Source organism: Mycobacterium sp. NTMscope_Eco_3 (assembly GCF_976985685.1).
Genome location: NZ_CDRJYZ010000001.1, coordinates 972,498 through 996,355, shown reverse-complemented (window position 1 = coordinate 996,355; position 23,858 = coordinate 972,498). Strand labels below are relative to the sequence as shown.

32 protein-coding genes and 1 tRNA gene are annotated in these 23,858 nt (G+C 66.0%); 19 read left to right on the top strand and 14 right to left on the bottom strand.

The window, feature by feature from the left end; genetic code table 11:
* Positions 1 to 73: 73 nt before the first annotated feature.
* The 4 genes from thrC to argS are packed head-to-tail and all read right to left on the bottom strand — an operon-like array spanning position 74 to position 5,549.
* The gene (gene thrC, locus AC0KTM_RS04780; protein ID WP_238958059.1) at positions 74 to 1,156 is read right to left on the bottom strand and encodes a threonine synthase; all 1,083 of its coding nucleotides are present in this window, start codon (positions 1,154 to 1,156) and stop codon (positions 74 to 76) included.
* Complete coding sequence (locus AC0KTM_RS04775; protein WP_472415079.1) at positions 1,153 to 2,478, bottom strand: homoserine dehydrogenase; 1,326 nt, start codon at positions 2,476 to 2,478, stop codon at positions 1,153 to 1,155. Before AC0KTM_RS04775 ends, thrC begins: the two co-directional genes overlap by 4 nt.
* A 3-nt stretch (positions 2,479 to 2,481) precedes the next feature.
* On the bottom strand, positions 2,482 to 3,900 hold the full coding sequence (lysA, locus tag AC0KTM_RS04770; protein WP_472415077.1) for a diaminopimelate decarboxylase: 1,419 nt from the start codon (positions 3,898 to 3,900) through the stop codon (positions 2,482 to 2,484).
* Positions 3,897 to 5,549 carry an arginine--tRNA ligase gene (gene argS, locus AC0KTM_RS04765; RefSeq protein ID WP_472415075.1) on the bottom strand — a complete coding sequence of 551 codons (1,653 nt, stop codon included), beginning with the start codon at positions 5,547 to 5,549 and terminating at the stop codon, positions 3,897 to 3,899. The genes lysA and argS overlap by 4 nt, the downstream gene beginning before the upstream one ends.
* Before the next feature lie 115 nt (positions 5,550 to 5,664).
* On the opposite strand from argS, the gene AC0KTM_RS04760 reads away from it, so the two are divergent.
* From AC0KTM_RS04760 to AC0KTM_RS04750, 3 genes are all read left to right on the top strand, one after another.
* Positions 5,665 to 5,737: transfer RNA gene (locus tag AC0KTM_RS04760), tRNA-Arg, on the top strand.
* Between the two features lie 124 nt (positions 5,738 to 5,861).
* The gene (locus tag AC0KTM_RS04755) at positions 5,862 to 6,149 is read left to right on the top strand and encodes a hypothetical protein (RefSeq protein WP_238958063.1); all 288 of its coding nucleotides are present in this window, start codon (positions 5,862 to 5,864) and stop codon (positions 6,147 to 6,149) included.
* Positions 6,146 to 6,295 carry a hypothetical protein gene (locus AC0KTM_RS04750; RefSeq protein WP_238958064.1) on the top strand — a complete coding sequence of 50 codons (150 nt, stop codon included), beginning with the start codon at positions 6,146 to 6,148 and terminating at the stop codon, positions 6,293 to 6,295. Before AC0KTM_RS04755 ends, AC0KTM_RS04750 begins: the two co-directional genes overlap by 4 nt.
* 352 nt (positions 6,296 to 6,647) lie before the next feature.
* Here the strand turns inward: AC0KTM_RS04750 and AC0KTM_RS04745 are convergent, their stop codons facing one another.
* Positions 6,648 to 6,821 carry a hypothetical protein gene (locus tag AC0KTM_RS04745; RefSeq protein ID WP_158084862.1) on the bottom strand — a complete coding sequence of 58 codons (174 nt, stop codon included), beginning with the start codon at positions 6,819 to 6,821 and terminating at the stop codon, positions 6,648 to 6,650.
* 70 nt (positions 6,822 to 6,891) lie between these two features.
* Between AC0KTM_RS04745 and AC0KTM_RS04740 the strand changes: the two genes are divergently transcribed.
* The 10 genes from AC0KTM_RS04740 (at position 6,892) to AC0KTM_RS04695 (ending at position 12,941) form a co-directional block, all read left to right on the top strand.
* Positions 6,892 to 8,184: an ATP-binding protein gene (locus AC0KTM_RS04740; protein WP_238958065.1), complete on the top strand. Its 1,293-nt coding sequence runs from the start codon at positions 6,892 to 6,894 to the stop codon at positions 8,182 to 8,184.
* A 153-nt stretch (positions 8,185 to 8,337) separates the two neighbouring features.
* Positions 8,338 to 8,505 (top strand): hypothetical protein, encoded by a 168-nt coding sequence (locus tag AC0KTM_RS04735; RefSeq protein ID WP_238958066.1) that lies wholly within the window; start codon positions 8,338 to 8,340, stop codon positions 8,503 to 8,505.
* Between the two features lie 91 nt (positions 8,506 to 8,596).
* On the top strand, positions 8,597 to 8,890 hold the full coding sequence (locus AC0KTM_RS04730) for a hypothetical protein (protein ID WP_238958067.1): 294 nt from the start codon (positions 8,597 to 8,599) through the stop codon (positions 8,888 to 8,890).
* Positions 8,891 to 9,967 carry a hypothetical protein gene (locus AC0KTM_RS04725; protein WP_238958068.1) on the top strand — a complete coding sequence of 359 codons (1,077 nt, stop codon included), beginning with the start codon at positions 8,891 to 8,893 and terminating at the stop codon, positions 9,965 to 9,967.
* On the top strand, positions 9,934 to 10,407 hold the full coding sequence (locus AC0KTM_RS04720; protein WP_308193103.1) for a hypothetical protein: 474 nt from the start codon (positions 9,934 to 9,936) through the stop codon (positions 10,405 to 10,407). Before AC0KTM_RS04725 ends, AC0KTM_RS04720 begins: the two co-directional genes overlap by 34 nt.
* A gap of 8 nt (positions 10,408 to 10,415) precedes the next feature.
* The gene (locus AC0KTM_RS04715; RefSeq protein WP_238958070.1) at positions 10,416 to 10,724 is read left to right on the top strand and encodes a hypothetical protein; all 309 of its coding nucleotides are present in this window, start codon (positions 10,416 to 10,418) and stop codon (positions 10,722 to 10,724) included.
* Positions 10,725 to 10,756: 32 nt separating this feature from the next.
* Positions 10,757 to 10,945: a hypothetical protein gene (locus AC0KTM_RS04710; protein ID WP_238958376.1), complete on the top strand. Its 189-nt coding sequence runs from the start codon at positions 10,757 to 10,759 to the stop codon at positions 10,943 to 10,945.
* Positions 10,946 to 11,082: 137 nt separating this feature from the next.
* Complete coding sequence (locus AC0KTM_RS04705; protein WP_472415074.1) at positions 11,083 to 11,481, top strand: hypothetical protein; 399 nt, start codon at positions 11,083 to 11,085, stop codon at positions 11,479 to 11,481.
* 192 nt (positions 11,482 to 11,673) lie between these two features.
* Positions 11,674 to 11,838 carry a hypothetical protein gene (locus AC0KTM_RS04700; RefSeq protein WP_238958072.1) on the top strand — a complete coding sequence of 55 codons (165 nt, stop codon included), beginning with the start codon at positions 11,674 to 11,676 and terminating at the stop codon, positions 11,836 to 11,838.
* A 320-nt stretch (positions 11,839 to 12,158) separates the two neighbouring features.
* Positions 12,159 to 12,941, top strand: coding sequence for a DUF2971 domain-containing protein (locus AC0KTM_RS04695; protein ID WP_238958073.1), 783 nt, complete (start codon positions 12,159 to 12,161; stop codon positions 12,939 to 12,941).
* 118 nt (positions 12,942 to 13,059) lie between these two features.
* On the opposite strand, the gene AC0KTM_RS04690 is transcribed toward AC0KTM_RS04695, so the two are convergent.
* From AC0KTM_RS04690 to AC0KTM_RS04680, 3 genes are all read right to left on the bottom strand, one after another.
* Entirely contained in the window at positions 13,060 to 13,389 is a 330-nt protein-coding gene (locus AC0KTM_RS04690; RefSeq protein WP_238958074.1) for a hypothetical protein, read from the bottom strand.
* A gap of 118 nt (positions 13,390 to 13,507) precedes the next feature.
* Positions 13,508 to 13,693: a helix-turn-helix domain-containing protein gene (locus tag AC0KTM_RS04685; RefSeq protein WP_238958075.1), complete on the bottom strand. Its 186-nt coding sequence runs from the start codon at positions 13,691 to 13,693 to the stop codon at positions 13,508 to 13,510.
* 272 nt (positions 13,694 to 13,965) lie between these two features.
* A complete protein-coding gene (locus tag AC0KTM_RS04680; RefSeq protein WP_238958076.1) occupies positions 13,966 to 14,502 on the bottom strand; it encodes a site-specific integrase in 537 nt (178 codons plus the stop codon).
* Between the two features lie 123 nt (positions 14,503 to 14,625).
* On the opposite strand from AC0KTM_RS04680, the gene AC0KTM_RS04675 reads away from it, so the two are divergent.
* Positions 14,626 to 15,798 (top strand): Fic family protein, encoded by a 1,173-nt coding sequence (locus tag AC0KTM_RS04675; RefSeq protein ID WP_472415072.1) that lies wholly within the window; start codon positions 14,626 to 14,628, stop codon positions 15,796 to 15,798.
* 66 nt (positions 15,799 to 15,864) lie between these two features.
* Here the strand turns inward: AC0KTM_RS04675 and AC0KTM_RS04670 are convergent, their stop codons facing one another.
* Entirely contained in the window at positions 15,865 to 16,170 is a 306-nt protein-coding gene (locus tag AC0KTM_RS04670) for a hypothetical protein (RefSeq protein WP_238958078.1), read from the bottom strand.
* 185 nt (positions 16,171 to 16,355) lie between these two features.
* Between AC0KTM_RS04670 and AC0KTM_RS04665 the strand changes: the two genes are divergently transcribed.
* Positions 16,356 to 17,027, top strand: coding sequence for a VldE C-terminal domain-containing protein (locus tag AC0KTM_RS04665; RefSeq protein WP_374109658.1), 672 nt, complete (start codon positions 16,356 to 16,358; stop codon positions 17,025 to 17,027).
* A 15-nt stretch (positions 17,028 to 17,042) separates the two neighbouring features.
* On the opposite strand, the gene AC0KTM_RS04660 is transcribed toward AC0KTM_RS04665, so the two are convergent.
* Together AC0KTM_RS04660 and AC0KTM_RS04655 are read right to left on the bottom strand one after the other, a co-directional pair.
* Entirely contained in the window at positions 17,043 to 17,552 is a 510-nt protein-coding gene (locus AC0KTM_RS04660) for an Rv2253 family sensor-like surface protein (protein WP_275254816.1), read from the bottom strand.
* Positions 17,553 to 17,628: 76 nt separating this feature from the next.
* Positions 17,629 to 18,108 carry an NUDIX domain-containing protein gene (locus AC0KTM_RS04655; RefSeq protein WP_238958377.1) on the bottom strand — a complete coding sequence of 160 codons (480 nt, stop codon included), beginning with the start codon at positions 18,106 to 18,108 and terminating at the stop codon, positions 17,629 to 17,631.
* Positions 18,109 to 18,216: 108 nt separating this feature from the next.
* Between AC0KTM_RS04655 and AC0KTM_RS04650 the strand changes: the two genes are divergently transcribed.
* Together AC0KTM_RS04650 and AC0KTM_RS04645 are read left to right on the top strand one after the other, a co-directional pair.
* Positions 18,217 to 18,588: a nuclear transport factor 2 family protein gene (locus tag AC0KTM_RS04650; protein ID WP_067176198.1), complete on the top strand. Its 372-nt coding sequence runs from the start codon at positions 18,217 to 18,219 to the stop codon at positions 18,586 to 18,588.
* 260 nt (positions 18,589 to 18,848) lie between these two features.
* On the top strand, positions 18,849 to 20,576 hold the full coding sequence (locus tag AC0KTM_RS04645; RefSeq protein WP_238958080.1) for an NAD-binding protein: 1,728 nt from the start codon (positions 18,849 to 18,851) through the stop codon (positions 20,574 to 20,576).
* Between the two features lie 16 nt (positions 20,577 to 20,592).
* Here the strand turns inward: AC0KTM_RS04645 and AC0KTM_RS04640 are convergent, their stop codons facing one another.
* Together AC0KTM_RS04640 and AC0KTM_RS04635 are read right to left on the bottom strand one after the other, a co-directional pair.
* The gene (locus AC0KTM_RS04640; protein WP_238958081.1) at positions 20,593 to 21,465 is read right to left on the bottom strand and encodes a tetratricopeptide repeat protein; all 873 of its coding nucleotides are present in this window, start codon (positions 21,463 to 21,465) and stop codon (positions 20,593 to 20,595) included.
* Positions 21,466 to 21,520: 55 nt separating this feature from the next.
* On the bottom strand, positions 21,521 to 22,399 hold the full coding sequence (locus tag AC0KTM_RS04635; protein WP_238958378.1) for an LLM class flavin-dependent oxidoreductase: 879 nt from the start codon (positions 22,397 to 22,399) through the stop codon (positions 21,521 to 21,523).
* Between the two features lie 66 nt (positions 22,400 to 22,465).
* On the opposite strand from AC0KTM_RS04635, the gene AC0KTM_RS04630 reads away from it, so the two are divergent.
* The gene (locus AC0KTM_RS04630) at positions 22,466 to 22,879 is read left to right on the top strand and encodes a VOC family protein (RefSeq protein WP_225326759.1); all 414 of its coding nucleotides are present in this window, start codon (positions 22,466 to 22,468) and stop codon (positions 22,877 to 22,879) included.
* Between the two features lie 57 nt (positions 22,880 to 22,936).
* The gene (locus tag AC0KTM_RS04625; protein WP_238958083.1) at positions 22,937 to 23,326 is read left to right on the top strand and encodes a VOC family protein; all 390 of its coding nucleotides are present in this window, start codon (positions 22,937 to 22,939) and stop codon (positions 23,324 to 23,326) included.
* 17 nt (positions 23,327 to 23,343) lie between these two features.
* Here the strand turns inward: AC0KTM_RS04625 and AC0KTM_RS04620 are convergent, their stop codons facing one another.
* On the bottom strand, positions 23,344 to 23,829 hold the full coding sequence (locus AC0KTM_RS04620) for an Rrf2 family transcriptional regulator (protein ID WP_008254753.1): 486 nt from the start codon (positions 23,827 to 23,829) through the stop codon (positions 23,344 to 23,346).
* Between the last annotated feature and the right edge of the window lie 29 nt (positions 23,830 to 23,858).

Genomic DNA, 23,858 nt, shown 5'->3' with positions numbered 1-23,858 from the left:
GTCGCGCAAGCTTCAACCGATCCCAATGCGTGCCGACCCGCTGCGCCCGGCTCCGCCGCGCTTGCGATCGTCACTAGGCCAGCCCCAGCTTTTCGACCACCAGGACCGGATCGACCGGCAGCGCAGTCACGGTGGGCATATCCCGCAGTGCCGTATCGGGATCCTTGAGGCCATTGCCCGTCACCGTGCACACGACCGTCGACCCGCGAGCCACCCAGCCGTCGTCAACGGCCTTGAGCAGACCGGCGATGCTGGCCGCCGAGGCGGGTTCGACGAAGACACCTTCGGATTCGGCCACCAGGTGGTAGGCGGCCAGGATCTCCTCGTCGGCGGCCGCCAGGAAGCGGCCGTTGGATTGCTGCTGCGCGTCGACCGCGGCGGTCCACGATGCGGGGGCGCCGATGCGGATTGCGGTCGCAATCGTTTCCGGGTTTTTGACCGGCGCACCGTTCACCAGGGGGGCGGCGCCGGCCGCCTGGGTGCCCAGCATGCGCGGCAGCTTTTCGATCAGGCCCTCGTGGTGATATTCGGTGTAGCCCTTCCAGTACGCGGTGATGTTTCCCGCGTTGCCGACGGGAAGGGCGTGCACGTCCGGCGCGACGCCCAGCGCGTCGACGATCTCGAACGCGGCCGTCTTCTGGCCCTCGATGCGCACCGGATTGACCGAATTGACCAACGAGATCGTCGGAAAGTCGGCGGCCATCTTGCGGGCCAGTTCCAGACAGTCGTCGAAGTTGCCGTCGATCTGGATGATCTTGGCGCCGTGCATGACCGCCTGCGCCAGCTTGCCCATCGCGATCTTGCCCTGCGGGATCAGCACCGCGCAGGTGATCCCGGCGCGGGCCGCATACGCCGCCGCCGACGCCGAGGTGTTGCCGGTCGAGGCGCACAACACGGCCTGCTGGCCGCGTGCCACCGCATCGGTGACCGCCATCGTCATGCCCCGGTCTTTGAAAGAGCCGGTGGGATTGAGGCCCTCGACCTTGAGATGAACGCTGCAGCCGGTCTTTTCCGACAGGCGGGTCGCCGCGATCAGCGGGGTGCCACCCTCGAGCAGGGTGACCGGGGTCCAGTCGTCGCCCACCGGCAACCGGTCCCGGTAGGCCTCGATGAGGCCGGGCCACGGCTGATGGACGGCGGTGCGCGGCGCGCTCATAGGGTGGTCCCTTCCAGTCGCAGCACGCTTGCCACGTTCTGCACGGCATCGAGATCGGCGAGGGCGTCGACCGTTTCGGACAGCGCGGCGTCCGTGGCGCGGTGGGTGACCACGACGATCCGGGCCCCCACCCGTCGTCCGCCTTCGTCCGCGACCCCCTCCTGCCGCACCTCGGCGATGCTGACCTCGCGCTTGGCGAATTCGGCTGCCACCGAGGACAGCACACCGGGCCTGTCCGCCACGTTCATGCTGACGTAGTAGCGCGTGGAGATGAGACCCATTGGGGCCACGGGGAGTTGGGCGTATTTGGATTCCCTGGGTCCGCGGCTGCCCAGCACCCGGTTGCGTGCGGCCATCACCAAGTCACCGGCCACGGCGGACGCGGTCGGCGCACCGCCGGCGCCCTGGCCGTAGAACATCAGCCTTCCGGAGGCCTTGGCCTCGACCACGACCGCGTTGAATGCGCCGCTGACCGAGGCCAGCGGATGCGCCAACGGCACCAGCGCCGGATAGACGCGGGCCGAAACCCGTTCCTGGCCATCGTCGCCCGCGATGCGCTCGCAGATGGACAGCAGCTTGATGGTGCAGCCCAACGCCCGGGCGGATTCGAAGTCGGCCGGAGTGACTTTGGTGATGCCTTCGCGATAGACGTCGTCGGCGGTCACGCGGGTGTGGAAGGCGATGGACGCCAGGATCGCGGCCTTGGCGGCGGCGTCGTAGCCCTCGACGTCGGCGGTGGGGTCGGCCTCGGCGTAGCCCAGCGCGCTGGCTTCGGCCAGCGCTGTGTCGTAGTCGGCGCCGGTGCTGTCCATCGCGGACAAGATGTAGTTCGTGGTGCCGTTGACGATGCCGGCGACCCGCAACACCGTGTCGCCGGCCAGCGACTGGGTGAGCGGCCGGATGACGGGAATGGCGCCCGCGACCGCGGCTTCGAAATACAAGTCGACATGCGCGCTTTCGGCCGCCTGCGCCAACTCGCCGGTGGAGACGGACAGCAGCGCCTTGTTCGCCGTGACGACCGATTTGCCGTGCTCGAGGGCGCACAGGATGGCCTTGCGAGATGGCTCGACCGGCCCCATGAGCTCCACGACGATGTCGACGTCGTCGCGTGCGGCGAGCCCTTCGATGTCGTCGGTGAGCAGCTCGGCGGGAACGCCGCGGTCGTCGGCGACGCGGCGCACTCCGACGCCGCGCAGCACCAGGGGCGCACCGACACGAGCCGCGAGGTCATCGGCGCTGTCCTCGATGATTCGGACAACTTCGCTTCCGACGTTGCCCAACCCGAGTACCGCTACACCGACCGGCTTTTCGTCACGGGGCACAGTTCACCTCACTTCCAGACTCAGTAGATCGTCGACCGTCTCGCGGCGCAGGACCAGGCGCGCGCGCCCGTCGCGCACCGCGACGACGGCGGGCCGGCAGATCATGTTGTAACGACTCGACAACGAATAACAGTAGGCGCCGGTGGCGGCCACCCCGATCAGGTCGCCGGGGTGCAGGTCGCCGGGCACCCAGGTGTCGCGCACGACGATATCGCCGCTCTCGCAATGCTTTCCGACGACGCGCGCCAGCTCCGCGGGCGCATCGCTGAGCCGGGAGACCAGCCTGGCGTCGTATTGTGCGTCGTAGAGGGCGGTGCGGATGTTGTCGCTCATGCCGCCGTCGACGCTGACGTAACGCCGGTGTGCGGTGGCGCTCACATCCACGTCCTTGACCGTGCCCACCTCGTAGAGGGTGATGGTGCCGGGTCCCGCAATGGCGCGTCCGGGCTCGACCACCAGGCGCGGTGTCGGCAGCCCGACCGCCGCTGACTCGTTCTTGACGATCGCGCTCAGCTTGGCGGCCAGCTCTCCCATCGGTGGCGGGTCGTCCGCCGCCAGATACGAAATACCAAGTCCGCCACCGAGGTCCACTGTGGAGATCTGCGCGGTCTTCTCGACACCGAACTGCTCGACCGCCTCGTGCAGCAGTCCGAGGACACGGCGCGCGGCGAGTTCGAAGCCGGCGACATCGAAGATCTGCGAACCGATATGGCTGTGCAGACCGACTACCCGCAGGTGTTCGGTTTCGAATACCCGGCCGACGGCGGCCAACGCCGCCCCGCTGGCCACGGACAGCCCGAACTTCTGGTCCTCGTGCGCGGTCGAGATGAACTCGTGGGTGTGCGCCTCGACGCCGACGGTGAGACGGACGAAGACGTCCTGGACGATGCCCGCCTCCCCGGCAATGGCATTGAGACGCTCGATCTCGGTCATCGAATCCAAAACCACATGGCCGACACCGGCTTTGACCGCCGCGGTCAACTCCGCGACCGACTTGTTGTTGCCGTGGAAGGTGATCCGCTCCGGCGGGAAGTTGGCGTGCAGCGCGACGGCCAACTCGCCGCCGGTGCACACGTCGAGCGACAGGCCTTCCTCGTCGATCCAGCGTGCTATCTCGCTGCACAGAAAGGCCTTGGCGGCATAGTGCACGTTCTTGCCCCCACCGAACGCCGACGCGATCTCGCGGCAGCGGGAACGGAAGTCGTCCTCGTCGACGACGAACAGCGGGGTCCCGTACTCCTGGGCGAGGTCGGTCACCGCGATGCCCGCGATGCTGGCGACGCCGGCTTCATCGCGAGCCGTGTTGCGGGGCCACACGTTTGGCGCCAGCAGCAGCAGCTCCTCGGCGGACTGCGGCCGTGGCGGGCTTTCGGCGTGGCGGGTCTCTTCGGCGTGCCGGGGACCGGCGGGATGAACGTTCACATTCGCTCCGGGGCAGTGACGCCGAGTATCGCCAGGCCGTTGGCGATCACCTGGCGGGTCGCCTGGCACAGCGCCAGGCGCGCGGTGTGCAGATCGGTGGGCTGCTCGTCGCCCTGGGGCAGCACCCGGCAGGAGTCGTAGAACCGGTGGTAGTCGCCGGAGAGGTCTTCCAGATAGCGGCAGATCCGGTGCGGTTCGCGCAGGGACGACGCCGTGGTGAGCACCCGGGGGAATTCGCCGAGGGTGCGCAGCAGCGTCCCCTCCTTGTCGTGGCTGAGCAGCCCGAGGTTCCCGGTGTCGGGAATCAGGCCGAGTTCGGCGGCGTTGCGGGCCAGCGCCGAGAGCCGGGCGTGCGCGTATTGCACGTAATAGACCGGGTTTTCGTTGGACGCCGACGACCACAGCGCCAGGTCGATGTCGATCGGGGTGTCCACCGAGGACCGGATCAGGCTGTAGCGCGCGGCGTCGACGCCGATCGCCTCGACCAGGTCGTCGAGCGTGAGCACGGTTCCCGCGCGCTTGCTCATCCGGACCGGCTGGCCGTCGCGGACCAAATTGACCATCTGGCCGATGAGCACCTCGACGGTGGCCGGGTCGTCGCCGAGGGCGGCGGCCACGGCCTTGAGGCGGGCGATGTACCCGTGGTGGTCGGCCCCGAGCATGTAGATGCACAGGTCGAAGCCGCGTTGCCGCTTGTCCAGGTAATAGGCGATGTCCCCGGCGATATAGGCGGGCTTCCCGTCGCTCTTGATCACGACGCGATCCTTGTCATCACCAAAGGCGCTGGCGCGCAACCATGTTGCGCCGTCCTTCTCGTAGATGTTGCCGGTCTCACGCAGCTTGGCGAGGGCCTGATCGACCCGGCCGCTGGTGTGCATGGCGTCTTCGTGGGTGTAGACGTCGAAGTCGGTGCCGAATTCGTGCAACGACTCCTTGATGTGGGTGAACATCAGGTCGACACCGATGGCGCGGAAGGTCTCGTGCATCTCGGCGTCGCGCAGGCTCAGCGCGTCGGGCGCCTTCTGCATGATCTGGGCGGCGATGTCGTTGATGTAGGCGCCCGCGTAGCCGTCTTCCGGGGTGGGTTCGCCTTTGGCGGCGGCGATCAGCGAGCTGGCGAATCGGTCGATCTGGGCGCCGTGGTCGTTGAAATAGTATTCGCGCACCACGTCGGCGCCCTGGGTGGACAGCAGCCGGCCCAGCGCGTCGCCGACCGCGGCCCAGCGGGTTCCGCCGATGTGGATCGGTCCGGTCGGGTTGGCCGAGACGAATTCCAGGTTGATGTGCTGGCCGGCCAGCGCGTCGGAGTGGCCGTAGCGAGCGCCGGCGCCGATGACGTTGTTGACGACGACCGCCTGCGCCGACGCCTCGAGGCGCATGTTGATGAAGCCCGGCCCCGCCACCTCCGCCGACGCGACGCCGTCGGCCTGCATGAGTGCTTCGGCGAGCCATCCGGCGAGCTCGCGGGGGTTGGCGCCCACCTTTTTGCCCAGCTGCATCGCCAGGTTGCTGGCGTAATCGCCGTGCTCGGGGTTGCGGGGCCGCTCGACGGTCACCGTCGCCGGCAGCACGGCAGCGTCCAGCCCACGCTCGGCCAGCACCGCGGCGGCGGTGTTTTTGAGCAGCTCAGCGAGGTCAGCGGGGGTCACGAGCGTCCATCCTATTGGCTGGGGCGCCCGCGCCCCGAATCCATTGCGGTGGCGGGGCAGCCGCCTCGATGCGCTAGTCTGTCGGAGCCCAATGGTGCACCAACAAAGTTGTCGCGCCCCCGTAGCTCAGGGGATAGAGCGTCTGCCTCCGGAGCAGAAGGCCGCAGGTTCGAATCCTGCCGGGGGCACTGAGCATTAAAGCAGGTGAACGCGGGTTTTCCGCTACCTGGCCAAACATCGAATGCCCCCGGCATGCCCCTCGAAATCCTCCGGTCCGGTGTCAGCAAATTTCGACACCACCGAGAGGACACCATGCCAACCACTGAGATCGTCCCCACCGAGGCGCACACCGCGCTGACCAATGCCCTGCGGCACCTTCGGCACGCGCTGCGCTGTGCGGGCCGCTCCATGGCCGACCTCGGCGAAGCCACACCCGCCGCCCTGCGCGCCGCGGAGCTGTGCGTCGACGTCACCGCGGCGGCCCGGGCCTGCGCCAACCTGCTCGACCACCTCGACGGCTTCCGCAGCCCTGCCCTCGACGACCGCCGCCAGGCGATCGGCGAGGCTAAGCAGCGCCACCCCGCCGGGAGTGCACGGTGACCCGCGGAGGCTGGGCGTGGTTCGCTGCCCTGACGCTGGCCGCCGTGGGTTGGGTGCTGCTGCACGCCGACCCGGCCGCGTTCGACCCAGCGGTCGTCGGTTGGCCGCGCGTCCTGTTCGGTCAGCTTGCAGGCGGTGCCTGGTGATCCGTTGGGCGATGGCCGCCGCATGGGTGGCATGGGCGCCGGCCGCTGCCGCCGACCCAGCACCAGCCCCGCCCGGGTACGTCGAATGCAGCGGACAGCTCATACCAGCCGACCCGCGGCTCGACGTCCAAAACCCGCTGGGCGCAGTCATGTACCGCTGGTTTCTGCAACAGATGTGTACGGCAGGCACACCACCCGCGCCACCTGATGCGGCCCCAACCATTCCAGGCCACCACAGCGGCAGTGAACGCCGTCAACGCGCTGCGAGTCGGCAGGCACCTGGGTTGGTCTCGCAACGCATGCACTTGCCGCGGCCACACGCCCATGCCACGCTGGCCGGGTCAGCAGAAAACTACGGCTTTTCTACGGCGGGAATGACCTGGCCCGGGACGTAGATGCCGGGTTTCAGGTGACGCTCGCCAACGCTTCCATCCGCACGCAGTTCAGGCTCGGTATCGCCGGGAATGATGGTCACGTAGTCGGGCGCGAGCAGCGGTTGACCCTCCCGCAAGGTTGGCTTGTTCACAGAAGACCCCCATCCGATTAGCTGTGTGTAGTGTCTTTACTAAATTTAGGGTACACGCTAAATTTAGTACATGGCCGAACAAACTGTTGAAGTCGACCTGGGATTCACCAACCCCTATCGCCCCGGAGCGGGTCACATGCCGCCCTACCTCGCCGGCAGGGAACGCGAATACGAAGTCTTCGACGGACTGCTCGCACAAGATCCGGTCCTCGAGAACCTAATTCTTACGGGGCTTCGTGGTGTCGGCAAGACCGTCCTGCTCGAGACATTCAAGCCGCGCGCCGTGAAGGCCGGGTGGAACTGGGTCGGAACGGACTTGTCGCAGAGCGCGAGCGTCTCAGAAGACAATCTGGCCGTCCGCGTGATGACTGATCTTGCCGTAGTCACGTCGGCGATGTCCGTACCGACACCTACGCCCGCAGGCTTTGGCTTCGGTCAGCAGCAGGCCCCGGCAACCACTGACATCCCGTTGTCATATCAGGTGCTGCGCCAGATATACGAGAATGCGCCCGGACTTGTCGCGGACAAGCTCAAGAGTTTGTTGACTTTTGTGGCGATGCAGATGAAAGCCCAATACGGCCACAGCCGTGTTGTTTTCGCCTACGACGAGGCACAGAACCTAAGCGACAATCACTCGCGCGAAGAATATCCGCTCTCCACCCTGCTGGACGTCTTCCAGTACCTACAGCGTGAACAGATTCCGTTCATGCTCGTCCTCACCGGTTTACCGACCATGTTCTCGAAACTGGTCGAGGCGCGGACCTACAGCGAGCGCATGTTTCGCGTCGTGACACTCGGCAGGCTCGAGCGGTCGGACGCCCGCGAAGCCATCATCAAGCCGCTCGATACCGCGAGCTGCCCCATTCGATTTCGGGACGAGACGATCGAAGACATCTGCCAGCGATCGGGCGGCTACCCCTACTTCATCCAGTTCATCTGCCGCGAGGTGTTCGACGTCTGGATTTCACAGATGAGCATGGGCAAGGATCCGACCGTGCACATCGACGCCATCCAGGCGCGGCTCGACGACGATTTCTTTGCCGGACGCTGGGAGAGGGCGACAGACAGGCAGCGGGATCTGTTGTGGGTCATCGCGCATGTGGACGAGCCCGACGCCGAATTCTCTATCTCCGAGATTGTCGAGAAAGCCCGAGTGCTGCTGCCAAAACCGTTCTCCTCAAGCCACGCGAGCCAGATGCTCGCGAGCCTGATCGAGCGTGGCCTAGTACACAAAAACAGATTCGGCAAATACTCCTTCGCCGTCCCGCTTCTGGCCGGCTTCATTCTCCGTACTCACGAAGCGAGTAAGGATGCTTTCATGTTCGCCGACATAATCATCGAAGACGACGACGCGGAGAACTAACCGCGTTACGCGCGTGCGACGACCCTAACTACAACAGCAACTTCTGGCGAAAGTTCCTATCCCGCGTCGGAACTGGCGGCATCATGGGCGGCCTGGCGGGATCGAAGCATTCATCGAGGGCGCAACAGAAAGCGAGCCACCCAAATGCGGGAAGTGACCAAACTAGCGCTGCGGGCAACTGCACTGGTCGCAGTTGCCGTTTGGCTGCTGGTCACAACCCACGGCCTGCCAGTCGCGGCCGCCGCGGCCGCGTTGCTGGTGATGGCCGCCAGCGACGTCGCCGTGATCGTCCGCCAGCGGCGACACCAGCCGATTAAGTAGCGCCGCCCACGCGCACGATCACTGGCCGCCCGGCTTCAACACCCGGTCGGTGAATACCGATCCACGCGCGAACCGCATAAACTGCTGCAGCATGGGGCAAGATCCATTGCAGGTCGTCCCCGCCGAGCTAGTAGCTACAGCCGGCCAGTGGCAGGCGCTCAGCTCCCAACTCGTGGGAGCGCCGCCGGCACCTGGGCAACCATTCCAGGCCACCACGGCGGCCGTGAACGCCGTCAACGCGGCGATCGGCGTCACTGCAGCATCCTTTGCGGCGCGGACGCAGGAGACCGTCGGTGGGGTCACCCAGGCCGCCTGCGGATACACCGCCCAAGAAGCCACGTCAGCGGCCGAGATGGGCATCGCCACCGGGATAACGGTGATCTAGATGCCCGCCACCCTCTCACAAATCCACGCGTGGAGCACCGAACACCTCATCGACGCCGCCGCCTACTGGACCCAAACCGCCGACCGCTGGGAAGACGCATTCCTGACGATGCGCAACCAGGCGCAATCCATCACCTGGCACGGCGCCGGCGGCGACGCGCTGCGGCAACGCACGGGAGCCGACGTATCCGTCGTCACCGGCAAAGCCGACCTACTCCGCCAAGCAGCAGGCATTGCGCGCAATGGCGCCAGCGACATCAGCGCAGCCCAACGCCGAGTCCTCTACGGCGTCGAAGACGCGCAAAACGCAGGATTCGCGGTCGGAGAAGACTTGTCGGTCACCGACACCCGCAGCACCAGCCCGGCAGAACGTGCCACGCGGCAAGCACAGGCGGAAGCGTTCGCCGCTGACATTCGGTTGCGCGCCGAGCAACTCGACGGGGCCGACACCAAGGTCTCCGGTCAACTCACCGCCGCTACTGCCGGCCTCACCGGCGGCGGCTTTGCGCCAGCACAAGGCGGCTCTAATCGCAGTGCCCCGGCCGACAACCGGACTGCGCCCGGCTCGAACCACAACGGGGTCAAGCTGGTCGACTTCAAGCAGGACGGCGGCCCGCAACCCCAGCCCCAACCTGGGCTCCCGCAGCCCGGGCAACAGCCCAGCTTCATGGATCAGTATGAGCGCCAACTGACCTCGGCCGGCCCGCAATCACAGCCACCCGTCACACCCATGCCAGCGTTCGGTAAGCCACCCGACCCCGGACCGCAACCGGCGCCGGGGCCGATGCCGACTGTCACACCCCCACCGAGTTTCGGGCAGTGCGTGGAAGGAAAAGTGAAGGCCAACATCGGCAAAGATATGATCAAAAGTGGATACGAGACCGCGATCAAGGGCGCTATCGGCGGTGCTGTAGGTGGCGGGGTAATCACCCCGGAAATCGGCGGCGCCGGTGCGATACCCGGCGCTGTCCTAGGCTTTGTCGGCGGCTTCGCGAAAGGGCTTTTGGAAGCGCCGGTTAAAGCCGCAGTTGAGGGCGCGGTGGAATGCGCCGTCGATCCGATCCCAGGGGTGCCATGATCAACTTGAAGCGGGCGGTTCTTCTTTTGCCGCTGTACGTCGCGGCCATGATCACCGTGGACATTGTGTTCAACTCAGCCCACGTCAGCCCCACCAAACCTCTTCCGGTCTGGATAGTGGTCGGCTTCATCGCCTCCGCGATTATCGTTGTCGCCGTTGGAATCTGGTACTTCACGCAACGGAGCGCCGGGAAGGTCACACCGAAACGTGAACACGCCTACATCGCCATCATGGCAGGGGTGGTGGTATCGGGCTTCGTAGGTGACACTGTGAGCGCGATTGCTGGACTGTTCATGGGCGGAAAATCGCTGTGGGTCATGGCCCCCAGCTACGCGCTCGCTTACGTCGTTCTGCTGTGGACGATCGCGTTCACCGCGAGAGCGCTAGACAACCGCAGTGGCAACGTCGACGACCGCAGCGGTTCTTCACCGCGTAACTAGCAGGCACGTTGACGGTCGGGGTAGCCCTCGAGATTTCTGCGGCAGTCATTGTTGTCGGGGTTCTGGTCGTCGGGATGGTGCGCCTTCTCGTTCGGAGCGATCTGGACGCGGCCGAAGAATGGAAACGCTTGGTGCCCTTCATTTCTCTTGGATGCGGCCTCTTCGTGATCGTCGCCGGGTGGTACAGCTCCACCGGCGTGGTAGCGACGTCGGAAATCATCGCCGGGGCGGTAATGGCCGGCAACGCCGCGTACCTGGCCATACAAAACCGCTGGCGGCAGCTACCGGCCAAACGCGAAGCGCCCGTGAAGGATTAGACGACGTGAATAAATCGGGTGACCATCGGGGCCTGCCCCCCTTCCTGTACGGTCCAGCGTTCTACACAGGGCTGGCCGTGCTAGTCCTTGCCCTGTTCGTGCTCAACGTCTGCACCCACGGCACGACGCTGGGCCTCATCAGTACCGGAGGCCTAGCGGTGTTGATGGGGTACCTCGCCTACCGAGCCTGGTTCGGCAAGCGCCGCACCAACCAGCAATAGACCCACAACGCAACGTAGCTGCGTTTCGCAACCTCGGCGGGGCGCTGTCTGTGACATCCGTATGAGGGCGTCGATTCCCGCCCGCGCGGGAGCCGCGCATTGGTACCGTGAGCCGTTTCCCATCGCCCTACCCGGAGGTGCCGTACATGCTGTCTGAACAGCAGCGCGCGAGCGCTCGCGACCAGGAGCTGATGAGGATGGTGGCGCATGGCGGCCGCGTTGAGACACGGACATCGACTTCGGCGATCGTGACCACGGGCAAGCCCGTCAACCACATTCTGCACCTGCTGATAACCGTGCTCTTGGTCGGCTTCTGGTTGCCGGTATGGATCATCATGGCCGTCAACGGCGGCGAGAAACGCACCACCGTCAGCGTTGACGAAAACGGCAATGTGCAACGCACAAACCGGCCGCCGGCGTCGCCGACCGCGAATTGGCTCGGCCGCATGTCGGAGAACGAGGCGACCCTGGTCGTCATTGGCGCACTGGTCGGCGGTTGCATGCTTCTCGGCTTCATCGTGAGCCTATTCCACTGACCAATCCCACCCAACATCCAAAGGAACGCAACGCAATTGACCAACTCGCGAGATGCGCGACAGCCCCTGACGATGCGGGCCGCCACCATCTCCGAGCCTGCCGCAACGATTTTCACCAAGTTTGCCCGATAAGTGCCCGGACAGGGGTACGGCGTGCCAGCATCGGGCGCAACGACCACCCGGGAGAACAGCATGACCCCAGCAGTGCAACTCGCCGTCATCGCGCTCATCGCCTGCGCGGTATGCGTGGCGCTTCTCGTCGCCGCCCAGCGGCAGATCACCAAACTGCGGGAACGGGCGGACGGCTGGCGCGACATCGCCATCCAGTTCGCCGCCGAACTGGGCGGAGGGCACTGAAACGGCCGTGTGCGCATCGCTGCGTTCAGACACGGGGCGATTCCCGTAGGGACGCCAACCTACGGTTTACCTCGGCCGAATAAACTCATGCCCCTATGACTACCGGCCGGCCGAACTTCATCCAGACATTCCCAATCTCGGCTCTATTCGACCCCCGGGTATTCGCCAGACAGCTGAGCGCCCGGGGGAACCACCCGAAAATTCTCTACCACTAGACCAGCGAGGCAGGGCTGAAGGGAATTGTGAGCCCGCCGTCGTGGGACTTTAACAGTTCCGCGCTCGATCGGGCTGCACAGTTGTGGGCGTCCGACGTGAGGTACATGAACGACGTGAAAGAGCTGCTGTTCGGAGCCGTGCCGCTGGTGCAGCGGCTCCGTGCGGCCGCCACTGACTCGGTCACGCCGACGGGGTTAATACCCACCCTTACTTGGCTCGCAGACGTATTCAGCAACGAGGACGTTCTCAGCTGGGACTTGAAGTGTTACGCGGCGTCGCTGACTGAGGCGGGTGACCAAATGACCCAATGGCAGAGCTACGCAGGTGGGACCGGTGGTTACGCGATTGGTTTTTCGTGGGATGCAGTAGCCGAGCACTCCTTCGCATTTCATCCAGGGACAACGGTCGCAGGCACCACCCCGTTTCCATCCGGTCTGCGCCGGGTGTCATACGACAACCAAAACGCCGCGGCAGTAGCGGATGATGTTGTCAGCTGGCTGCGGGATACCTATGCACAACCCGGGGTTGTGCGCATGATGGTAGAGGGCGGCTACATCGGACAGATGTTCCTAGCAACAGTTGTATTAGGCCAACTCGCGTCGGTCAAGCACGGCGCGTGGAGCCACGAACGAGAGTGGCGACTGGTCGCAGTGAGCGAGCCACAGTACCCGGCCAAAACTCGGAACGGCCCCGGCGGGAAGGATCTTCCGTATCTCGACATGGCGGTGAACATGAACGACACGGATGTTCCGACGACAATCGCGAAGCTTGTCGTCGGCCCCGGTTCAGATCAACCGAGCCGAATCGAGATGGCACGAGGATTGCTGGAAGAACGTGGCCATGACCCTAATGTCGTTGTCGGGTCAGACGCCCCGCTCCGAGGGTGACGCGACGCCGCACACCCGCACACCCGCGGCCGCCTGGCCTCCAACGCAGCGATCCGCCGCTCGAGGTCCGCGACCCGCCGACGAAGCGACCACCACCGCGGCCACGACACCCAGCGCATCACAGGTCCATGAAATCAACTGGGGCGTACCAGCCCTCGCGGACCGCCAGCTCGGTCAGCTTCCGCTCCCCGCGGAACCCGGGCACCAGGAACCGTTCACGGCTGCCGCAGAACGCCGGCCACGACGACATGCGCTCCCCATCCAGCCGCCTCGGCGCCCCGCCGTTCGCAGCCTCCCAGCCGTCCAGGAAGTTCGCGACCGCGGAGCACGAATCATCCACAACACCGGCGTGTTTCGCGTACCGCAGGCAGTGGACGGCCCGAAACCAGTCACCCGAGTCGTCGTAATCCGACACCGGTTGCGCGGCCGGCACCCGTAGGCGCGCCATCAGCGCCGCCCCCCGTTATGCCCAGCGGCGCGCACCGCGGTGAGCGGCCTATCGGCCACCGTGTCCCAATTACCACCCTCCCCGACGTGGCGCCATCGCCGCGCCGGCCCCGGCGGGCTCACGCCGCACCGCCGACAGGTGCGCCCATAGCGTCGAGGTCGGAGACTTTGATGCGGATTAGTTTTGGCCCACAGCGCCTGCCGATCAGTGCGCCCGACGCCAGCCACCGCCGTATCGTCGCGGGGTGCACTCCCTTGTATTCGGCCGCCTCGGCGGGGCTGAGTTCGGTTCTTGTGGAGGTCATTTTCGGCTCCTCGTGCGGATCAACTTGCAATCGCACGGCTAAGCACAGCGAACGAACGCGCGCAAATGTCGACGATTAGCAATTAGACGTTACTGCAGCATATTTCGGTGTCGCTTATTGCTGTCAGCAAAAAGTGTCGCCTAGAAACTTAGGTCCAGTTAGCTGTACTTAGGGCACCGTTGAACACAGGCGCAGACAAACGCGCACGCTGTAGTGGTTGTCAATTGCAAACTTGCTGACAAAAATCATCGGGTCCAGAGTTCGAAACCCTTCTAGTGTCGCCTGGACGATTTTGCTGGCGGCTCAGCAAGTTTCGACAACGCGACGGCCACCTCAGCGTCGCGGCCCGCCGCGATCGACTGATACCGCAGACTCGCCTTCGCCGTGGAATGTCCGAGGCGGTCCATTGTTTCGCGGAGGTTGCCTACCCTCGCCGCCGACGTGCCGGCGAAGTGTCGCAAGTCGTGGATCGTCGGCCGGGGCAGCTTCTCGCCGTCGCGGCCGATGCGGTCCAGCGCGGGCACGAAGTAGCTATCGCGGAACACCTTGCCGTCGAGGTGGCAGCCGCCGCGCGCCGGCGACCACAACAGCGAGTCGGCAGACTCACCGACATGGTTCGCCAGGTGGTCCTTCAACGCCACCCGAATGTGCGGCGGCACCACGACAGTGCGGCCCTTGCCGCTCTTGGGAGTGTCGATTCTGCATACGCCTTCGCGACGGGTAGTGCCGCGAGAGATCGTAATAGTAGTGTCACCGCACTTCAGGCATGGTTTTGCTGAGGTGTGATTCGACTTCGTCGCCGCTGTCAAGCTCGGCACAACAATTGCGCTAAGGCGCCGAGATCGCACGCGCTTGACGCACCAGATCTGTAAGTGACGTCGACCACCACTATTGACTTCACTTAACCGCGCAAGTGAGGTTAACTGGGACCAATGACTTCACTTCAGCCGGTCACTCACGAACATGTTCGTTGGGAACCACAGGGGACGCGGTATGCGAACGCGGCGCGGCCGAAGTACGGCACGTACCACCCGGCAGTGCCGGCCAACGTTGCCGACCTGATCCTGGACTTGCCGCCGTCCGTGTTGGCGGAGGCCGAATCCGCCAGCCGCGAGATCACGCGTTTTGACGCCGAGCTCGGAGGCGAGATCGCACCATTTGCCGCCGTGTTGATGCGGTCGGAATCCGCCGCCAGCTCGCAAATCGAAAACCTGACCGCATCGTCTCGAGCCATCGCCGAGGCCGAGCTGCCCGGCGGCAAGGCGAAGAGAAACGCCGAAATGATCGTCGCCAACACAGCCGCGATGCAAGCAGCGATCGCCCTGTCCGACACTGTCGACTCCAACGCCATTTTGGCGATGCACCGTGCATTGATGGCCAACGAGCCACGCCATACCCCAGGCGAATTCCGCACCGAGCCGGTATGGATCGGCGGTGGATCCACTCCCATCGGCGCGACATTCGTCGGGCCGCGCCACGAGCGAATCCCCGGGGCCATTGATGACCTGCTCACGTTCGCGCAGCGCGCCGATGTCCCCGCGCTGCCGCAGATCGCAGTGGCCCACGCGCAGTTCGAGACCATTCACCCGTTTACCGACGGAAACGGACGCACGGGCCGGGCACTGGTGCAAGCCATGCTGCGCAACAAAGGTTTGACCCACCAGGTGACGGTCCCGGTCTCGGCAGGGCTGCTGGCCGACACCGACTCCTACTTCGCCGCTCTCACCGCGTACCGCGACGGTGATGCCGCCCCGATTGTCGAGCGCTTCTCCAACGCCAGCGTCCTGGCTATCGCGAACGGGCGTCAGCTGGTCGTCGAGATTCGCGGGATCCGGGAGAGCTGGAACGATGTGATCACCGCGCGGTCCGACTCGGCGGTGTGGAAGGTCGCCGATTTGTTGCCCCGCCGCCCGGTCGTCAACGCTGCGCTCCTGGCGCAGGAGCTCGGCATCGAATCCACCAACGCTCACCGCTACCTCAACCCGCTCACCGAGGCGGGAATCCTTGTCGAAACGGCCAGTGGACCCCGCAACCGAGTGTGGCGTTCTCCTGAAGTGCTGGCCGCGCTCGACGCATTCGCCGAGCGGGCCGGGCGGCGAGGCTGACTTCTCTCACGAGGTATTGCACTGCGCAACAACGTTATAGCGTGCGCGGTTAACCAGCTCAGGTCGTCAGTTGTCGGAGTCCTCTGACCCGTTGGACTTGTCGGATCCGTCGGAGTCCTCCGACCCGTCGGACTTATCGGACTTCTCCGAGTCCTCGGATTCCTCGGATTCCTCGGCCTCCTTGGCCTTGTCGGAATCCTTCGCCTCGTCGAGCTTGTCCGCATACTTGGTCAGCAGCCCGGCTAGGTCGCGGGCCTCCTCAGCGGCCAACGAATCCTCGAAGAGGCGCTCGTCGCTGTCAGAGATACGTTCGACGTAGACCGCGGCATCCTTGATTCCGACGTCCCATCGGCCTCCCTCGTGACGAACCATGTGATGCCGCCTTTCGACCGGTGACTCGCTCTCGAACGTGAACTCCGCGCGCTAGTGCGTTGTTTACCCACTTCTGCCGTCGCCGAGACGGTCATTTGCTTGAACGACGCTTCGCACGCCAGTCTTCTGAAAACCTCGCCCCACAGGTCACAGACAACGTTAAGCTGCTGGTCGTGGGGGCGAAGGTGTTCGCTAAGGGCAGTGGCCGATGGCTGGCGATCGCGGCGTCGCTCGTCGTCTCCGCCGCCATGATCCACGCCCAGGGCACCAAGCCGCGGTGCTGCGTCGAGACCCCGGCAGCGACCCCCACCACCTCCACCGCGGCGACTCCGCCACCCGGCGCGCCGCGCACCGCCAGTCCGGCCGAGCTGGAGGCGCTGACCGCGCTGGCGCCCCCCGCGCCTTCCGCCGGTCAGCAATTCCAGCTCCCGCTACCCCGCGGCGTCGCGTCCGAGGATCGGCTGCAGGTCAAGACCATCTGGGCGGCCCGTGCCATCGGCGTGCTCTTCCCCCAGATCAAGACCATCTACGGGTATCGGGAAGACCCGCTGCCGTGGCATCCCAAGGGGTTGGCGATCGACGTGATGATCCCGAACTTCCACACCCCGGAGGGCATCGAGCTCGGCAATCAGATCGCCGGGTATGCGCTGGCAAATGCGAAGCGGTGGGGAATCAACCACGTCATCTGGCGGCAGAAGATCTACCCGGGCGTCGGCGGGGGAAACTGGATGGCCGACTTGGGCTCAGAAACCGCCGACCACTACGACCACGTTCACATCGCCACCGACGGTGGTGGCTATCCCACCGGTCACGAGATTTATTACATCGCCTCCATGACCAGCGCGCCGCCGGACTGATCGACGGCGTCTTCGTCAGCCCCGCTCGGCGGCAAACGCCGCCACCGGCATCTCGACGGTCCCGCCGCACGGGCCGCCGTTGATGTCGGTGTGCCAGAGCCCGCGCAACGATCCGTCCGCCTGCGGTGTGTAGAAGGCCCAGGATCGCGCCGGGGCCCACACCTTCGCAGCGCTGTCTCCCATATAGCAATCCCACTGGAAGTCGAAGCGCTCCACCCATTTCGCCCCATCCCAGGTGTAATGCGACGGCTGGGGAAGGGTCGGATTCTTGGGCGTGGGGCCGTTGGTGGCGGTGGCCACGCACGTGCCCGACGAGCATGCGGTGGTGAAGACGTAGTCGGCGCTGAACGTGGGTTCGGCTTGCGTCGCGGCGACGCTGGTGCCGGATTTGCCGGCCGCATACCGCACCAGTGAATATTTGCCGTTCCACGACGGCGACACCGCGTGCGCGCCGACAGCGGGTGTACCGGCGACCGAGGCAGTCACGGCAGTGAGCACCGCAACTACCCGAAACCTCGGCCGCATTGGTCAATGGTGGGTGTCCGATGACGCAGTGCGATCTCGGCGAGGACACGATCACGGTGTTGCGCGACGTCGGTCCTCAGCGCAAGAGGAACAGGCCGTAGGCGGCGATCGACTGCGAGTCAGCGATGACTCCCCCGCGAATCATCTGCTCGACCTCGTCGCGCGCGAACCACGCGCTGCGCATGTCCTGCTCCTCGTGTTCGCGGTCGGCTTCGCCCTCGATGATCCCCGTGGCCAGAAACACCCGGCCGCGCTGACTGGTCATCCCCGGAGCCACGTCGAGCTCGCCGAGCACCTCGAACGTCGTTGCGCGCAATCCGGTTTCCTCGCGCAGCTCACGCTCGGCCAACTCGGCCGGTGCGGCGTCGGCCAGGCCTGGAGCGGTGCCTTGCGGAAACTCCCAACGACGCTCCCCGATGGGGTAGCGAAACTGCTCGACCAACCGGAAGCGGTGCCCGTCATAGGGCATCACAAGCGCGTACGCCGGCTTGTCGACGACCCCGTAGAGGCCCGTGCTGCCGTCCGGGCGGCGGATGTCATCCTCGCGCAGCACCATCCACGGATTCCGGTAGACCTCGCGGCTCGCGAGGCATTCGATAAAAGTCACGCCGCCAGTATCGCCGCCATACCGCACCTGAAGCGCGAGGGAGTAGCGTCCGAATCCATGCCGTCCCCAGAAGCCATCACCGAGACCGTCAATCGCTACCTGGCGCTGGTCGCCACGGGCACCGCCGACGACATCGTGACCCTGTACGCTGCCGACGCCACCATCGAGGATCCGATCGGAGCCGACATTCGCCGCGGGCACGACGCCATCCGCGGCTTCTATGCCGGTTTCCAAGACGCCAAGAAAGACACCGAACTCGCCGAATTGCGGGTCTCTGGCAGCGAAGCCGCCTTCCTCTGGCACCTCACGCTGGACGCCGGTGACAGCCGCACCCGGATCTCGCCCATCTCGACGATGTCCTTCGACGCGGACGCCAAGATCACGTCGATGCGGGCGTTTTGGTCACCTGCGGACGTTCAGGTTTTGTAACTAACCTGGCCAATTCCGTTGGCGGACGGCTCAACTCGGAAGCGGGCGGTGATCGCGCGTGCCCGTGGCCGCCGCCGTGGCGTGGCGGCCACCCAATTCAATTCGCGCTCGAGCACATGTCGCACTGGCGTCAATCGACACGGTGCCCGATAGTCGTAGCAACAAGTGAGCGCCAAGTCATCAGAGGTGGGGTTTATGCGTGACGACTCACCACGCCAAAACGACCGCGACTGTGCCGTCACCGTCGCGGCGAAACGTCCATGAGCGCGCGCAGTCACATCATCGTCAGCGGCGACGACGTGCTCGCGACCACGATCGCCACGGAACTGAACCGCGCGGGCGCCACCATCGTCAAACTGCCCAGCGAGGAGCTCGCCGGCGCCGACCTGGCCCGAGCGAGCGCCATCGTCTGCGCCGGGCATGACGACGCGAAGAATCTCGAAAACGCTTTGTTGGCAAGGAAAACGAATCCGGATCTGCGTGTGGTCGCCCGGTTGGGCAACGACGTGCTGCGCGGAGCGGTGGCCGCCGACAACGGTCCCGGCGCCATTCTCGACGTCGCCGACCTGGCGGCGCCGTCGGTCGTCGAGGCCTGCTTGGCGAGCAACACCCACCCGGTCGAGGCGGCCGGCATCAACTTCGTCGTGTCGGGGGCCGAGGCGCCACGCGACGCGACCCTTCGAGAGATCTACGGCGACCTGGCACCGGTGGCCGTGATCCACGGCAAAGACGCCGCCACCCCGGACGAGGTGGTGCCCTGTCCGGGCCGCGACCATCGAGTGCGCGCCGGTGATTGGACCGCCATGATCGGCAGCGCCGACGAGCTGGCCGCGCGCGGCATCAAAACGCCCCAACCGGCCGGGACGCGCTCTCGCCGATCGTGGGTGCGGCGGGCCTCGGACGCCGCGCGCGCCATGCGCGACGACGTGAACCCCATGCTCTTCCCCGCAATGCTGCTCGCGCTCGGCCTGCTGCTCGCATCGACGATCATCGTGCACTTCTCCTACACGAAGCCGCGGCTGTCCTGGTTGGACGCAATGTATTTCACCGCGGAGACCATCACCACGGTGGGATACGGCGAATTCACCTTCGCCCAACAATCCGCGTGGCTACGGATCTTCGCCGTCGCCTTGATGTTCGCCGGCGTGACCACCACCGCGCTGCTCGTCGCCTTCGTGGCGGACTTGCTGCTGTCGCGCCGCGTCCTGCAATCGGCCGGAGTGCGGCGCGCGCGCCACCTGCGCGACCACATCATCGTGGTGGGGCTGGGGTCTTTCGGCAGCCGCGTCGTCGGCGATCTGACCGCGGCCGGATACGACGTCGCGGTGATCGAACGCGACGAGAACAACCGGTTTTTGTCGACCGCGGCCGAACTCGACGTGCCGGTGATCTTCGGGGACGCGACGCTGCGCCAGACGCTGGAGTCGGCCCGCGTCGATCGCGCGCGGGCCGTCGCCGTGCTGACCCAGGACGACATGGTCAACATCGAGATCGGCATCGTGCTGCGCGAGATGCTGGGCCCCCGGGTGATGCCCGAGGTCAACCGGCCCGACGTGCCGATCGTGCTGCGCATCTACGACCGCACCCTCGGCGACGCGGTGGCCAAACGGTTCGGGTTCGAGAACGTCCGGTCGACGGTCGACCTGGCCGCCCCCTGGTTCATCGGCGCCGCGATGGGCCTGCAGGTGCTGGGCACGTTCTCGGTCGGGCAGCGTTCGTTCATGGTCGGCGCCATGCACGTAGCGGCCGGCAGCGAACTCGATGGGCTGCGAATGTTCGAAATGTCCACCCAGACCCGGGTCATCGCGATCACCCGTCGCGATACCCCGGTCGAGCTGCACCCGCGCCGCGACGCCTGGCTTCGCGGCGGCGACACCGTCTACCTGGTCGGGCCGTACCGCGAGCTGCTCGAGACGCTCCGCAAGGGGCAGCCGCACCAGGAGCCTTCCGTCGACGACGAACGCCCGGCGGATAAAGCGGTGACCTGACAGCGGCACATCGAGGTCAGGACGCAGACCAGTCCACCGACCCGTGGGTGTCGGGTTTGTCCGCGCGGCCGCCGTGCCGGGCACACCAGCCGGCCAATTCGTGGCGGGCCGCGACCGTCACCGGATGCTCGTCGCCAAGCACGCGCGCCTCTTCCTCGACCAGCGCCTCCCATGCGGCGACCCCGTCCGTCACGCCGGCCCGGTCCGGGGCCCAGAGCGTGAACATGTGCCGCGCCATGAGCAGGTGAACGTGGTCGCTTCCCAGCTTGTCGCGCAGTTCGCCGATCAACCACTCGAGTTCGGTGACCGCCGCCGGGATGTCACCCGCCCGGCCCCGCCAGATCGCCAGCATCAACCGCGTCCCGAGGGTGTCGGCGTGATCGTCGCCGAGCACCCGGCGCCGTGCCGCGAGCACGTGTTGCCCCTCGGTCATAGCTCCGGCGAAATCACCGGTCTCCCAATGCTTCTCAGCGACCCTCTCGCGGGCCATCAGCGTGCTCTCGTGATCGGCCCCCAGAATGCGCTGTTCGTCGGCGACGAGCTGTGACCATTCGGACAGCGAGGACAGCGGGGATTGTTGGCGACCCGCCAGCAGGTGACGAGCGGTCAAGGTGCTCAGGTGATCGCGACCGAGCACCTCGACGAGATCGGGAATCAGCCCGTCGAGGTCGGCGTAGACCGCGGCGTCCTCGCCCGCCCGCAGCTGCACGGTGGCCAGCGCCACCTTGAGCTCGAGGACGTTGGGATCGCGCTCCCCTAGCGTTGCCCGGCACAGGGTCACCAGCTCGTTGGCCTGCACCGCGGCCCCCGCGAAATCGCCGTTGTTCGCGCACTGCGCCATCAGCCCGGTCATTTCGGCCAGCGGGGCGGGCAACTCCTGCTGCGTCATTCGCTAATGAAAACGCCGCGGCGCCGATGCGGCAATTCACCCTGCGTCGGACGAGCTACAGCCGCGCGGCCACCTCCGCGGCGCGGCGCAGCTGCTCGACATCCGAGCTCGTCGGGATGAGCTGAACCTCGTCGGTGCCGATCTCCTCGAACTGGCGCAAGACCTCCAGCAGCTCGTCCTCGCTGCCGGCCCAGCCGGTCATCGGCGCCATCGCGTCGACGTATTCGGCCGGTATCCAATTCATGTAGCGGCGCAGATGGCGGTGTATCTGGGCGCGGGACTCCTCGGGCGAGCCGAACGCGAACCAAAACGAGGTGATCAGGTGGGGCTTGGGCTTGCCGGCCTGCGCCCAGGCGTCCCGCGTCACGTCGAACAGCTCGTTCTGCTTGGCGACGTCGAGGTCCAGGGTGGTGCCGGCCAGCCCGTCGGCCCACGCCGCGGCGCTGCGGATGGTTTTCGGACCGATGCTGCCCACGAACAGCGGCGGACCGCCGGGCTGCACCGGCGCCGGCCCGACGGGCAGCACCGAGTCGGCGGTCTTTTCCCCCGCCCAGACGCGCTTCATCACGGCCACCCGTTCGGCCATCCCGCGCATCGTCTGCGTGGCCGGGTCGGCGCTGACGGCGTGGTAATCCTCGTGCCGGCCGCCGACCCCGACGCCCACGGTCAGCCGGCCGCCGCTGAGCATGTCGCCGGTCGCCAGACCCTTGGCGAGCATGACCGGGTCGTGCAGTTGCGGCACGATCACGGTCGTCAGCAGCCGCACCCGGCTGGTCCAGGCGGCCAGCGCGCCCAGCAGCGTGAGGTTGTCCGGGTTGTCGAATGCGATGCGCTCGCCCCAGCACAGTGACGAGAACGGTCCGTCGTCGATGGTGCGCGCCCAGGCCTCGAGCACTGTCGCATCCAGGTCTGGTTCCATCACCGGCATGGTCATCGCTATCTGCACGACGGCGATTCTGGCATGTTTAACATACGGCCCATCAGTGGAACCATGGAGCGAGTGGACTTCACCAGCACTTCCATCGCGCATGTCCGGCTGACGGTGACCGATATCGAGCGATCCCGGCAGTTCTACGAGAGCGTGTTCGGCTGGCCGGTGTTGCTCGAGGTCCCCGACAACGCCGACGAATCCACCCGCAATCAGTTGAGCTTTCTGTTCGGCGGTGTCATCTACGACCTCGGCGGCACGCTGCTCGGGCTGCGGCCCGTCGCCGCGGACCGCTTCGACGAGGATCGCGTCGGGCTGGACCACATCGCGTTCCGGCTGACCAGTAGGGCCGAATTGGATTCGGCGGCAGCGCATCTCGATGATCTTGGGGTGGCCCACGAGCCGGTCAAGGACATCGGGCCGTCATACATTTTGGAGTTCCGCGACCCCGACAACATCGCCCTGGAGCTGACCGCGCCGAAGTAGCGCAACGCTCTTTCAGCGTTGTCGCGCAGGGCGACCGGTGGTTGACTGGACAGAACTATGAGCATCAGTTTCAACCACACCCTCGTCGCGTCGCGCGACAAACGAGAATCCGCCGAGTTTCTCACCGAGCTGTTCGGGCTGCCCAGCCCAAAGCCGTTCGGCCACTTCATGGTTGTCGAACTCGAACATGGCGCCAACCTCGACTACGCGGACGCTCCTGACGGCGCGGACATCCCGCGTCAGCACTACGCGTTCCTGGTGTCCGAGCAGGAGTTCGACGCCATCTACGACAAGATCCGGTCGCGCGGCCTGCAGCACTGGGCCGATCCGGGCGCCCAGCGTCCCGGCGAGATCAACCACAACGACGGCGGGCGCGGGGTGTATTTTCTCGACCCGTCCGGCCATGCCATGGAGATTCTCACTCGTCCCTACGGGTCAGCCGGCTGAGCCGCTGAGCGCGTCGCCTAGTCGCCGGTGCGCGCCGAGCCGTGCCGCTGGCTCTCCTGTTTCCGATAGTCATCGGCCAGTTGCGCGACATGCTTGGGCAGGCCACCGGTAGCGACGTCGGCCAGGGTCGTTTGTTCCAGCACGGATCGCATGCTGGCGCGCAGCGCACGCCAGACGTCGGTGAGCGCGGCGGTCGGTCCCGAATACGGCAGGTCGCCGAGGCCGATGTCGCGGACGCTGGCCAGCGGCCCGTCGATGCAGCGCAGCACGTCGGCGATGCTGATGTCGCTGCCAGAGCGGGCCAATTCGTAGCCCCCCTCGCGGCCGCGATGGCTGCGCACGAGCCGGTCGGTGCGCAGGTTGGTCAGGATGTCGACGAGAAATTGCGGCGGGATGCCCTGGGCCTGGGCCAAGTCGTCGGTCTTCACCAGCGTCCCGTCGGACACCGTGGCGAGCTGGATCATCGCCCGCACGGCGTACTCCGCCTTCGCTGACATGCGCACTCTCAGGATTGTGCCATCCAGAGCGTGCA

Excerpts from the sequence above, each read along its gene's own strand:
- AC0KTM_RS04695 (WP_238958073.1), top strand. The coding sequence starts at position 12,159 with ATGAACGACGTGAAAGAGCTGCTGTTCGGAGCCGTGCCGCTGGTGCAG.
- AC0KTM_RS04700 (WP_238958072.1), top strand. The coding sequence starts at position 11,674 with ATGACCCCAGCAGTGCAACTCGCCGTCATCGCGCTCATCGCCTGCGCG.
- AC0KTM_RS04690 (WP_238958074.1), bottom strand. The coding sequence starts at position 13,389 with ATGGCGCGCCTACGGGTGCCGGCCGCGCAACCGGTGTCGGATTACGAC.
- thrC (WP_238958059.1), bottom strand. The coding sequence starts at position 1,156 with ATGAGCGCGCCGCGCACCGCCGTCCATCAGCCGTGGCCCGGCCTCATC.
- AC0KTM_RS04635 (WP_238958378.1), bottom strand. The coding sequence starts at position 22,399 with ATGACCATGCCGGTGATGGAACCAGACCTGGATGCGACAGTGCTCGAG.
- AC0KTM_RS04625 (WP_238958083.1), top strand. The coding sequence starts at position 22,937 with ATGAGCATCAGTTTCAACCACACCCTCGTCGCGTCGCGCGACAAACGA.
- AC0KTM_RS04725 (WP_238958068.1), top strand. The coding sequence starts at position 8,891 with ATGCCCGCCACCCTCTCACAAATCCACGCGTGGAGCACCGAACACCTC.
- AC0KTM_RS04655 (WP_238958377.1), bottom strand. The coding sequence starts at position 18,108 with ATGGTGCTGCGCGAGGATGACATCCGCCGCCCGGACGGCAGCACGGGC.
- AC0KTM_RS04645 (WP_238958080.1), top strand. The coding sequence starts at position 18,849 with ATGAGCGCGCGCAGTCACATCATCGTCAGCGGCGACGACGTGCTCGCG.
- AC0KTM_RS04670 (WP_238958078.1), bottom strand. The coding sequence starts at position 16,170 with ATGGTTCGTCACGAGGGAGGCCGATGGGACGTCGGAATCAAGGATGCC.
- AC0KTM_RS04740 (WP_238958065.1), top strand. The coding sequence starts at position 6,892 with ATGGCCGAACAAACTGTTGAAGTCGACCTGGGATTCACCAACCCCTAT.
- AC0KTM_RS04685 (WP_238958075.1), bottom strand. The coding sequence starts at position 13,693 with ATGACCTCCACAAGAACCGAACTCAGCCCCGCCGAGGCGGCCGAATAC.
- AC0KTM_RS04755 (WP_238958063.1), top strand. The coding sequence starts at position 5,862 with ATGCCAACCACTGAGATCGTCCCCACCGAGGCGCACACCGCGCTGACC.
- AC0KTM_RS04730 (WP_238958067.1), top strand. The coding sequence starts at position 8,597 with ATGGGGCAAGATCCATTGCAGGTCGTCCCCGCCGAGCTAGTAGCTACA.
- AC0KTM_RS04720 (WP_308193103.1), top strand. The coding sequence starts at position 9,934 with ATGCGCCGTCGATCCGATCCCAGGGGTGCCATGATCAACTTGAAGCGG.
- AC0KTM_RS04660 (WP_275254816.1), bottom strand. The coding sequence starts at position 17,552 with ATGCGGCCGAGGTTTCGGGTAGTTGCGGTGCTCACTGCCGTGACTGCC.
- AC0KTM_RS04640 (WP_238958081.1), bottom strand. The coding sequence starts at position 21,465 with ATGACGCAGCAGGAGTTGCCCGCCCCGCTGGCCGAAATGACCGGGCTG.
- AC0KTM_RS04650 (WP_067176198.1), top strand. The coding sequence starts at position 18,217 with ATGCCGTCCCCAGAAGCCATCACCGAGACCGTCAATCGCTACCTGGCG.
- AC0KTM_RS04675 (WP_472415072.1), top strand. The coding sequence starts at position 14,626 with ATGACTTCACTTCAGCCGGTCACTCACGAACATGTTCGTTGGGAACCA.